Below are 10,521 nucleotides of genomic sequence, written 5' to 3' on the forward strand. Positions count from 1 at the left end.
CAGAGGGAGAGGCCGCCCACTATCCGGACGCGTCCGGTACCGGCCGTGACTACTCCACTACGGAGGTGTAGTGCGAGGCGTCGCCCTGGATCGAGTAGCTCTCCTTGCCCTCGATGCCGACCGGGATGTCACCGGCGATGGTCACCCGGTGCAGGCGGCGCGGCAGGCCGTCGTAGTTGTCGATGGCGTAGTGCTGGGTGATGCGGTTGTCGAAGAGGACGAGCTGGTTCGGCGACCAGCGGTGGCGCAGGATGTTCTCCGGGCGGGTGACGTACGACTGGAGCAGGTCGAGGAGCTTGCGGGACTCGGCGACCGACAGACCGACGATGCGCTGCGCGAACCCGCCGATGAACAGGCCGCGTTCGCCGGTCAGCGGGTGGACGCGGACGACCGGGTGGGCCGTGCGGAACTTGATGGACGTGAACTGGGCGCGTCGCTCGGCCTGTTCTTCGTCGAGCGCCTCCTGGGGCACCGCGTAGTCGTAGTCGTTGGTGTGCTCGGCCCACAGGTTGTCGGCCAGCTGCCGCAGCGGCTCCGGCAGGTCGCGGTAGGCGGCCGCCGAGCTGGCGATCAGGGTCTCGCCGCCGTACGGCGGGACGGTGATGCTGCGCAGGGTGCTGGCCTGCGGCGGGTTGAGGACGAAGGTGACGTCCGTGTGCCAGTGGTTGGCGGCGCGGCCCCGCTCGCTGTCGACGGGGAGGATGTTCGGCGCACCGTCGACGGAGGGCACGGTCGGGTGGGCGGTGGTGAGTTCGCCGAAGTGGCGGACGAAGGCCTGCTGGCCCTCGTCGTCGAGGTTCACGTCGTCGAAGACCAGCGCCTTGTGGACGTTGAGGGCCTCGCGGAGGGCGGTGACCTGCTCCTCGTCGAGGGGTTTGGAGATGTCTACGCCGGAGATCCGGGCGCCGATGTGCGCGGTGACCTTCTGGATGTCGATGCCGGACATGTGCTGGTCCTTTCAGACGAGGGCGGGAGCGGGTGCGGAGCTGACGTACTGGTTCGTGGGACGCGGGAGGCCGTAGCGCTCCCGCAGGGTCTGGCGCGGCCCGTACTCGCTGCGGAGCAGTCCGCGGGCGCGCAGGATCGGGACGACCTGGTCGACGAAGGCGTCCAGGCCGGACGGCAGGACCGCGGGCATGATGTTGAAGCCGTCGGCGGCCCCCTGGGTGAACCAGGTCTCGATCTCGTCGGCGACCTGCTCCGGCGTGCCGGCGAAGGTGAGGTGACCGCGCCCGCCGCCGAGCCGGCCGATGAGCTGCCGGACGGTGAGGCGTTCGCGCCGGGCCAGCTCGACGATGAGCGTGTAGCGGCTCTTGGCGCCCTCGATCGCGCTCTCCGGGGGCAGATCGGCGGGGAGCTGGGCGTTCAACTCCAGTGTTCCGGCGGGCAGTTGGAGCAGACCCTCCAGTCTTGCCACCCCGTGCGTGTACACGATGTGGTCCTCCAGGACCTGCTCGTTGGCCAGCGCCTCGGCCTCCGTGGAGCCGAGCACAGGGACGATGCCGGGCAGCACCTTGATGTGCTCGGGGTCGCGACCGGCCTGCGCCGTACGGGACTTGAGGTCGGCGTAGAAGGCCTGCGCGTCCTCGATGGTCTGCTGGGCGGTGAAGACGGCCTCCGCGTACTGCGCCGCGAAGCTCTTTCCGTCCTCGCTCGACCCCGCCTGCACGAGCAGTGGATAACCCTGGGGCGTACGCGGCACGTTGAGGGCGCCCTCGACGCTGAAGTACGTCCCCTTGTGCCGGGGCGGATGGATCTTCGTGTCGTCGCCCCAGACGCCGGCCGCCTTGTCGCCGACGATCGCGTCGTCCTCCCAGCTGTCCCAGAGCTTGAGGGCCACGTCGAGGAACTCGGCGGCACGGGCGTAGCGCTGGGCGTGGGCGGGCTCCGCGTCGAGACCGAAGTTGCGGGCGGCCTCGGCACCGGCCGTGGTGACGATGTTCCAGCCCGCCCGGCCGCCGCTGATGATGTCGAGCGAGGCGAACTTGCGGGCCAGGTTGTAAGGGGAGTTGTAGGAGGTGGAGGCGGTGGCGATCAGGCCGATGTGCGTGGTCGCCGTCGCCAGCGCCGTCAGCAGGGTGAGCGGTTCCAGGGAGCCTGCGGGGCGCTGGGCGATGTTGCCCCACAGCTGGGGTCCGTCGGCCAGGAAGAGGGAGTCGAAGGTGCCGCGCTCGGCGATCCGGGCGAGCTGGACGTAGTGGTCCAGCTCGACGTGGGCGTACGGGTCACTCTCGGGGAGCCGCCACGAGGCCTCGTGGTGACCGGTGTTCATGAGGAAGGCGTTGAGGTGGAGTTGCCGGGGCATGGGTGTCCTTTGCTCGGACAGGGCGGGGGAGGACTTACGAGCGCCGGTCGGTGCGATTCAGCCCGTCCGGTTTCTTTCGGGTGCCGGTCAGGGCAATTCAGCCCGTCCGGCGTTTGAGGACGAGGCCCCTTCAGGGCCGAAGCGGGGGCCTGGGGGCGGCAGCCCCCAGCGGACGGCCACCGCAGCCGACGCTCACCGGACGTCCTCCGTCACACCCAGCGCGCTGAGCAACCGCCCCCGATACTCGCCGCGTGCAGCCGCATCGCGATCGATCGCCAGATCGAGCCCGATCCGCCCGGACTCGAGAACAAGCACCCGATCGGCGAGCACGATCGCCTCGTCCACGTCATGCGTGACGAGCAGCACGGACGGCTGATGCCGCTTCCACAGCTCCCGCAGCAGACCGTGCATCTTGATCCGCGTGAGCGCGTCCAGCGCACCGAACGGTTCGTCGGCCAGAAGCAGTTCGGGCTCCCGGACCAACGACCGTGCCAGTGCGGCACGCTGGGCCTCGCCGCCGGACAACTCGTTGGGCCAGGCGCGCTCACGGCCCTTCAACCCCACCTCGGCGAGAGCCTCAAGGCCCTTTTCCCGCCCCTCGGTTCCCAGCAGTACGTTGTCCAGCACCCGCCGCCAGGGCAGCAGCCGCGAGTCCTGGAAGACCACCGACACCCGCTCGGGGGCGGAGAGTTGCCCGCTCCCGACCACCTCGTGGTCGAGACCCGCGACCGCCCGCAGCAGCGTGCTCTTGCCGGAGCCGCTGTGCCCGAGCAGGGCGACGAACTGCCCGGCGGGGATGTCGAGGTCGATGTCGTCGAGGACCTTGCGTCCGTCGAACGACCGGGTCAGGCCCCGGAGTCGGACGGCCGGCCGGGTCAGCTGCTCAGCGTGCGTCGCCATGACAGCACCCTCCGTTCGATGAGACGGACCGCGCTGTCGGAGGCCAGGCCGAAGATGCCGTAGACGACCAGGCCGACGAGGATGACGTCGCTCTGGCCGTAGTTCTGGGCCTGGAACATCATGTAGCCGAGTCCATTGGTGGCGTTGATCTGCTCCAGGACGACCAGGCCCAGCCAGGAGCCGGTCACACCGAGCCGGAGACCCACGAAGAATCCGGGCAGCGCGCCGGGGATGACGATCTGCCGGACGAAGGCGAACCTCGACAGGCCCTGGACCTCGGCGAGTTCGACGAAGCGGCTGTCGATGCCGGACAGCGCGGCATGCGTGTTGAGGTAGATCGGGATGTAGACGACGATGGCGATGATCGCGATCTTGAAGGTCTCGCCGATGCCCAGCCAGAGGATGAACAGCGGGATCAGACCGAGGGTCGGGATCGCCCGGTTGAGGTTCACCGTCCCGTCGATCAGCGCCTCGCCGACCCGGGTGAGCCCGGAGGCCAGGGCGAGGACGATGCCGGCGGCCAGCCCGATCGCGAAGCCGGACGCGGCCCGCTGCAGCGAGGTCAGGATGTCGTCCGGGAGCGTCCCCTCGGTCCACAGGTGGACGCCGGTCTTCAGCACGGTCCAGGGGGCCGGGATCGCGGCCGGGTCGAGCTGTCCGGCGGCGGAGGCGGCGGCCCACAGGGCGAGGAAGAGGACCGGACCGACGAGCCGGGAGGCGGGCAGGCGCTTGCCGGGGGAGAGCCGGCGGCGCCGGCGGACCTGGGCGGGCTCCTCGCCCACGGCGACAGGTAGGGCTGCGGTCGTGGTCACGGCGCTCACCTCCGGTACTCCGCAGCCACGGCCTTCGCCGCGATGCCCTCGAAGCGATGGTCGAAGAGCGAGCTCACGTCGAACTTCTTCACGAAGCCGCCCTCCGCGAGCAGATCCGCTGTCTCCTGCTCCCACTTGATCGCCTCGTCCCAACTCGGCGGAAACAGCGGCTTGTTGGCGAGCTTCGTGATCGCCTGCGCCTGGGCGAGGGTCAGGTTCTGCGTCTTGACGTAGAACTCCTCGTTCCAGATGTCGGGGTTCTCATACGCCCACACCTGGCCCTTGGCCCAGTACGGGATGTAGGCGGCGACCGCGGCGGCCTTCGCGGAGTCGTTGAGTACGGAGGTCGGCGCCCACAGGAGGTTGAGCAGGTCGACCACGGCCGTGTCGATGGTGTGGGCACCCTTGGACCCGTACTGCGAGAGATAGGCGGGCGCCTGGCTGTTGGCGAGCGGCGCGATGTCCACCTGGCCCGACTGGAGGGCGGTGAGGAACTGGTTGCTGGTCAGCGGGACGAGCTTGACGTCGTCGTACGCGAGCCCGGCCTCCTTCAACGCCCGCAGCAGTACGACACCTTGGGCCTGCCCCTGCGAGAAGGCGAGCTTCTTGCCCTGGAAGTCCGCTACCGACTGGATGTCACTGCCGGGCTTGGTGGCGAAGAGGTAGTTCGGCTTGCGGGTGATGTTGATCGCGACGATCTTCGCGTCGTAGCCCTGGTAGTGCGCCTGGATCGGCGGAATGCCCGCGTTGTTGGCGACGTCGAGGGAGCCCGCGCGGAAGGCGTTGATGACATCGGGACCGGCGCCGATGTTCGCCCAGCTCGACACCTTGAAGGGCAGGTCGCCCAACTTGCCCAGCTTGATCTGGAGTTGCTGGGTGTTGAGGTACGAGGAGATCTTCAGGCTCGTACCGGCCGGGACCTTGTCGGCCAGGGGAGCGGTCGAGGCGCCCGCGGTGTCGGCGGCCGCACTGCTGTCCGCGCAGCCGCTCAGTCCGGCGACACCGGCCGCGGCGCCGAGGATCGAGGAGAGGAACAGACGCCGGTCGATACCGGACGTGGACGTGCGGGAAAACGGCATGGGAGGACTCCCTGAATCAGCGCATGAAAAAATCACAGAGAAGGAAATTCACGCAGGGGGAATGAGCGCGTCACGCGGGGCAACGTGTCAGCAACAAAGGGCGCGACAGTACAGGTGCGGGCTCATGACCAGCATGTTCGCGGTCGTGCGGAACCCCTGTCAATATTCGGAGTTTCTGAATTAAATAGCCTCAGGTGAAGCGGCCAGCGGATCCCGGTACAGCACGTCGAGTGCCACCGAACCCCCTGCCATCGCGAGGACGGAATCCGGGAAACTCGTCGGAATGACGGAGGTCGCGCGATCCGCGCCGACCCCTTCGCGCAGCGCGCGCAGGCAGTCCTCCCGGTGCACGATCCCGACCTCGGTCACGACCACCGTCTCCGGATTCAGCACGTCGAGCAGCAGCCGCGCCGCCCGTCCGACGGCACCCGCCCGCTCCACCAGCAGCCGTACGGCCGCCGCGTCGCTCCCGGCCGCCGCAGTGACCACATGCATGGGGTTCGTGCCCTCGATGACGCCCGCCTCCCGCGCCCGCCGGCACAGCGTCCGCTCGCTCAACTCGGCCTGAAGGCAGCCGACTCGGCCGCAGTCGCAGGGTTCCGTGCCGCCCGGCACCGGCAGATGGGCGATCGCGCCCGCCTGGGAGCGCGGTCCGTGGTGCACCTCGTCGTTGGTCGCGAACGCCGCGTCCACCACATTGCCGACGAACAGATGCAGCACGCTCCGGCTGCCGCGCGCCCGCCCGAACAGCCGCTCCGCGTTGACCAACGCCCGTGCGTGCCCGTCCACATGGACCGGCAGCCCGGTGCGGGCGCCGATCACCTCCCGCACCGGCACCTCGCGCCAGCCCAGCAGCGGATGCTCGACGACGGTCCCGGAGTCCCGGTCCACCCAGCCGCCGGCCGAGAAACCGACGCCCAGGGGTCGGCAGTCCGGTGCCCTGTCGAGCAGGGCGGCGATCCCGTCGGCGGCGCGGGCCAGGACCAAAGAGGGATCGGTGGTGCTGTCGTGCTTCAACTGCCGCTCGGCGACCACCCGTCCACGCAGATCGAGCAGCGCGACCGTGGTGTACGGCACCGCCACATGGACTCCGCCGACCACGAACCGGGAGTTGTCCAGGTCGAGGGGCACGTGCGGGCGCCCGACCCCCTTGGACTGCCGGGGCGGCTCGGCCTCGCGGAGGAGACCGAGCCGGGTGAACCGGGTGCAGTAGTCGGTCACCGACGCCGGGGACAGTCCGGTCAGCCGGGAGATGGTGCTGCGGGCCACCGGGCCGTGCTCCAGCACGGACCGCAGGATGACGCTCGCGTTCGTCCGGCGCCGGTCGCTGTCGGCGGCGCGGGGGACGGGGGACATAAGAGGGGGTGCCGCGGTACGGGGCATGGGGATCATCCTCGGGAACGGTTCCGACACTGCGCCGTCTCGTGAAGGGAGGCGCGCCGGAGCCGCCTCACCCGGGGCGGCGACAGGTGGCCGTGCCCACGCGTCGCAGGTCGACATAGCGACGCGACGAGAAGTACCGGGACTGGGCTGCCATGGCTCGAAGGGTAGGGCAGGAGGGGTGAATCCTGCCAGACCACTAGGATTCATTTGGGGGGATCCCACAGTGCCGCCCGCGACCGGCCCGTATGGCGGGCCACTCCACCTCAGTGACCGGCATCACGCCGTACCGGGTGTAACCCACACCGTTTGTCTGGAGCCCACCAAACGGCCGTCGCACCCTTTGTCGAGCGCTGACGGTGATCGGCTCGAGGGCGCTGGGATAGCGTCACGATGTCCCTTGCCGCTCACATCCCCGCGGAGTCCCCATGGCAACCGCCGTCGCCCCCGCCCGCACCGGCCAGGTCCTCGCCGACCTGATCCCCGCCTCCCGTGTCCGGGACGTCGCGCTCGTCGTGGGCGGTGCCGCGCTCACCGGCCTCGCCGCCCAGATCGCGGTGCCCGTGCCGGCCTCCCCGGTGCCGGTGACCGGCCAGACCTTCGCCGCGCTGCTGGTCGGCACGACGCTCGGCGCGAGCCGCGGCTTCTACGCCCTCGCCCTGTACGCGCTCGCCGGTCTCGCCGGCGTGCCGTGGTTCGCGAGCGGCACCTCCGGCATCTCCGTCTCCTTCGGCTACATCCTCGGCATGATCCTCGCCTCCACGGTCGTGGGTGCCCTGGCCCGCCGCGGCGCCGACCGCTCGATGCTCCGCATGGCGGGCGCGATGCTGGTGGGCGAGGCGATCATCTACGCGATCGGCGTCCCGTACCTCGCCTTCGCCGCCGACATGACGACGTCCGCCGCGATCGCGGCCGGCCTCACCCCGTTCCTGATCGGCGACGCCCTGAAGGCGGCCCTGGCGATGGGCGTGCTGCCGACCGCCTGGAAGTTCGTCAACAAGCGCTGAGGCTGTAGTTGTTGCGGAAGAGGTTCGCCGGGTCGTACTGCGACTTCAGCCCGGCGAGCCTCTTCCGCGTTTCCGCGTCGTACAGCCCCTCGGTCCGTTCGCCGGCCCCGAAGGCGAAGTTGAGGGCCCGTCCGGTCGTCGTGGGCGCGAGCAGCGCGAAGGCCGGGTCCAGCAGCACCCGTGCCTTCTCCCGCTCACCCATGGTCAACAGCCGTACCAGGAAACGCCCTTCGCGATACGGCTCCGCTGCCGCCACGACCTGGCTCCAGCGGACGCCCGCCTGGACGCGGACCGTACGGGAGTCGGGGTCGACGGTCACCTGATCCATGCGCTTCGTCGTGATGAGCACGCCGCCCTCCATCGGGCCCGGCAGCCCGTGCCCGGTGGCCTGGACGCCGACCGGCAGATCCTTGGCGGCCGCGTACCGCACGGCGGTGATGACGTCGTCGGCCGAGGAGGCGGCGAAGACGGCCGCGGGGCGCAGAGCGAATCCGGTCTGGAATCCGGTGAGTTCCTCGTCGTGGTTCATGGGCCGCATGCTGGCGCCATAACCTGACAAGTTCCGGCAGGTTTTCTGCGGAGAAAAAAGGGGGTCGGGACAGCCCGGCCCCCTCCCTTCGCTCAGGCCTGGTCCCCCGGCCGCCGCTGCGACCACCACAGCCCGGCCACGCCCGCCGCCATCAGCGCGGCGCCTGCCGTCCCCAGCGGCAGCAGGTCACGGGCGGGACCGGTCTTCGGCAGCTCTTCCGCGTCGCCGCCCGGCGCCACCGGCTTGTTGTCGGTGCCGAGGAGGAGCGGGGTGGCCGGAGCGTTCGGCGACGGGTTCGTCGTACCGAACGGAACCGGGCCCTGCTGCCAGAACGTCTTCTTCCCGTCGCTGGTCTGCACCGGCAGGCAGATCTTTCCGGTCTTGCCGAGATCGAACGTCGCATCGACGTCGTACGACTTCGACTTACCGGCCGCGAGATTGTCGATGGGGCAGGTGAAACCGCTGTTCGAGCCCTCCGGCAGATCCTTTTCGTCAATCGGAGAGCAGCCTTGAACATTTTTGACCGTGAGGCCGTCGAAACCGACGACCCAAAGCCTGATCTTTCCGCTGTCCTTGGTCCCGTCGTTCTTCACGGTGGCCGTGATATCGGTCTCCTGCGAACTGTTGTTCACCGAGATCTTTTCCGGCAGCAGCGTGGTCAGCTTCACGCCCTCCGGTGCCGCGTCAACGGCCTTTCCCCCCTTGTCACTTCCGGGTCCCTGGTCATCCGCGCTGGCGGAGAAAGAAAGGATCATCACGGCCGAGAAAGATGCCGTGACCAGCGATCCAGTGATGGTCGTCGTGCGACGAGAACTCATGTTCGTCCCCCTTGGCTGCGCCTGAATTCGCAGTACTTGAAGAGGTACCACAAGATTTCTCCGCACTATGCTGGTACGGCTGGAAGTGTGACCATTGTGTTCCAGTCGGGGAAACGTTGAGGGGGTGCAGCGGATTGCCGGGGAATACGAGAAGCGGCGGAGTTCCAGGGCTTCTGGTGACGGGGCGCTATCGGTTGGTCGAGAGTATCGGCCAGGGGGGAATGGGGCGGGTGTGGCGAGCCGCCGACGAAATCCTCGACCGCCCGGTCGCCGTCAAGGAGATGCGCATAGACGGCCTCGACGCGGAGGACGCCCGCACACGCCGTGAACGGACCCTGCGCGAGGCCAGGGCCACGGCCCGCATCGACCATCCCAACGTCGTACGGGTCTACGACGTCGTGGACGAGGGCGAACGCCTGTGGATCGTCATGGAGTTGGTGGCCGGCCGCTCGCTCGAACGGATCATCGCGGAGGACGGCCCCCTCGGCCCGGCCGAGACCGCACGCCTCGGACTCGGCCTGGTGGAGGCGCTGCGTCAGGTGCACGCGCGCGGCGTCCTGCACCGGGACATCAAGCCGGGCAACGTCCTGGTGGAGGAGGGTAAGCGAGGCGGCCGACGGATCGTCCTGACGGACTTCGGCATCGCCGCGATCCAGGACGCCAAGGCGCTCACCATGGTCGGCATGCTGGTCGGCTCGCCCGACTACATGGCACCCGAGCGCGTCTCCGGCCGCCCACAGGGCCCGCCGTCCGACATCTGGTCGCTGGGCGCGACCCTGTGCGCGGCGTTGGGCGGCCGCTCCCCCTTCTCCCGCGACACGACACTGGCCACGTTGCACGCGGTGCTGTACGAGGAGCCCGAACTCCCGGCTTCCTCCGGTCCGTTGAGTGACGTCCTGGCCGCCCTGCTGGAGAAGGACCCGTCGGTCCGGCCGGGGTTGGAGGAGCTCGAGGGGTCCCTGAGCCCGATCGCGTTCCCGGCGCCGATGCCGACGATGCCGACTCTTCCGGTGGGTGGGGGAGAGGGTGCGGGGCCGGAGGGGGGAGTCGAGGAAGAGGAGCCGGTCGAGGGGCCTGAGTCCGGGAGTGAGCCCGAGACTCGGCTCGAGGCGGTGGCTCAGGACGAGAGGGAACGCGAAGCTCGGCTGGAGGGGACGGAGCAGGCGGCGCCGAGCGTGCCGGATGAGCCAGAGGCATCGGCCGAGCCTGAGGCACCGAGCACGCCGAGCGCGCCGAGCACGCCGAGCGCGCCGAGCACGCCGAGCACGCCGAGCGCGTCGGACGCGTCGAACGTGTCGGACGCGTCGAACGTGTCGGAGGAGACGCCTCCCCTCCCATGGACCCCGAACGAGTCACCCACTCCGGCCTACTTGGAGACCCGGACCGTGCGCACGGTGCGGGATCCCAGGCGGCGGGAGCCGGAACCCGCAGCAGCGCCGAACTCGGAGCCGGAGCGCGAGCCCGAACCCGTACGTGACACTCCCGTGGCCGCCCCCGCGGACGCCGTCCCGACCGGCATGGCCCCCGCGGACACAGCCTCCTCCGACCACACCTCCACCAGCACGGACCCTGCCGACAAGGCCCCGGCGGCAGCGGCGCCCGCCCCCGTGGCGGTCGCCCCAGAGGCCCCGTCACCCCCCGCCCGGCGCGAACCGTCCGAGGCCCCTGAACCGTTCCCCTCACCCCAACCC

General features: G+C 69.7%; 10 protein-coding genes. 2 read left to right on the forward strand and 8 right to left on the reverse strand.

Translation table 11 applies throughout. The features are described 5' to 3' along the window. Positions 1-49 precede the first annotated feature (49 nt). From IG08_RS0131200 to IG08_RS0131225, 6 genes are all read right to left on the reverse strand, one after another. Positions 50-946, reverse strand: a complete 897-nt coding sequence (locus tag IG08_RS0131200; protein ID WP_030609952.1) for a TauD/TfdA dioxygenase family protein — start codon at positions 944-946, stop codon at positions 50-52. Positions 947-958: 12 nt separating this feature from the next. Beyond that, positions 959-2,305 carry an LLM class flavin-dependent oxidoreductase gene (locus tag IG08_RS0131205; RefSeq protein ID WP_030609955.1) on the reverse strand — a complete coding sequence of 449 codons (1,347 nt, stop codon included), beginning with the start codon at positions 2,303-2,305 and terminating at the stop codon, positions 959-961. A gap of 192 nt (positions 2,306-2,497) precedes the next feature. Further along, positions 2,498-3,205, reverse strand: coding sequence for an ABC transporter ATP-binding protein (locus IG08_RS0131210; RefSeq protein ID WP_030609959.1), 708 nt, complete (start codon positions 3,203-3,205; stop codon positions 2,498-2,500). Then, positions 3,181-4,026 carry an ABC transporter permease gene (locus tag IG08_RS0131215; RefSeq protein WP_030609961.1) on the reverse strand — a complete coding sequence of 282 codons (846 nt, stop codon included), beginning with the start codon at positions 4,024-4,026 and terminating at the stop codon, positions 3,181-3,183. Before IG08_RS0131215 ends, IG08_RS0131210 begins: the two co-directional genes overlap by 25 nt. Beyond that, a complete protein-coding gene (locus IG08_RS0131220; protein WP_030609964.1) occupies positions 4,023-5,096 on the reverse strand; it encodes an ABC transporter substrate-binding protein in 1,074 nt (357 codons plus the stop codon). The genes IG08_RS0131215 and IG08_RS0131220 overlap by 4 nt, the downstream gene beginning before the upstream one ends. Positions 5,097-5,276: 180 nt before the next feature. Then, the gene (locus IG08_RS0131225; RefSeq protein WP_030609968.1) at positions 5,277-6,479 is read right to left on the reverse strand and encodes an ROK family transcriptional regulator; all 1,203 of its coding nucleotides are present in this window, start codon (positions 6,477-6,479) and stop codon (positions 5,277-5,279) included. A gap of 425 nt (positions 6,480-6,904) precedes the next feature. Between IG08_RS0131225 and IG08_RS0131230 the strand changes: the two genes are divergently transcribed. Continuing rightward, positions 6,905-7,483, forward strand: coding sequence for a biotin transporter BioY (locus tag IG08_RS0131230; RefSeq protein WP_030609972.1), 579 nt, complete (start codon positions 6,905-6,907; stop codon positions 7,481-7,483). On the opposite strand, the gene IG08_RS0131235 is transcribed toward IG08_RS0131230, so the two are convergent. Next, the gene (locus tag IG08_RS0131235) at positions 7,470-8,012 is read right to left on the reverse strand and encodes an FAD-binding protein (RefSeq protein WP_030609975.1); all 543 of its coding nucleotides are present in this window, start codon (positions 8,010-8,012) and stop codon (positions 7,470-7,472) included. The genes IG08_RS0131230 and IG08_RS0131235 overlap by 14 nt on opposite strands. Positions 8,013-8,104: 92 nt before the next feature. After that, the gene (locus IG08_RS54595) at positions 8,105-8,830 is read right to left on the reverse strand and encodes a hypothetical protein (RefSeq protein ID WP_043455682.1); all 726 of its coding nucleotides are present in this window, start codon (positions 8,828-8,830) and stop codon (positions 8,105-8,107) included. Positions 8,831-9,051: 221 nt separating this feature from the next. On the opposite strand from IG08_RS54595, the gene IG08_RS61610 reads away from it, so the two are divergent. Then, positions 9,052-10,521 (forward strand): serine/threonine-protein kinase (locus IG08_RS61610; protein ID WP_234343015.1); only part of this gene is annotated, 1,470 nt, incomplete at its 3' end.

The sequence above is a fragment of the Streptomyces fulvoviolaceus genome (assembly GCF_000718165.1).
Classification (GTDB): domain Bacteria; phylum Actinomycetota; class Actinomycetes; order Streptomycetales; family Streptomycetaceae; genus Streptomyces; species Streptomyces fulvoviolaceus.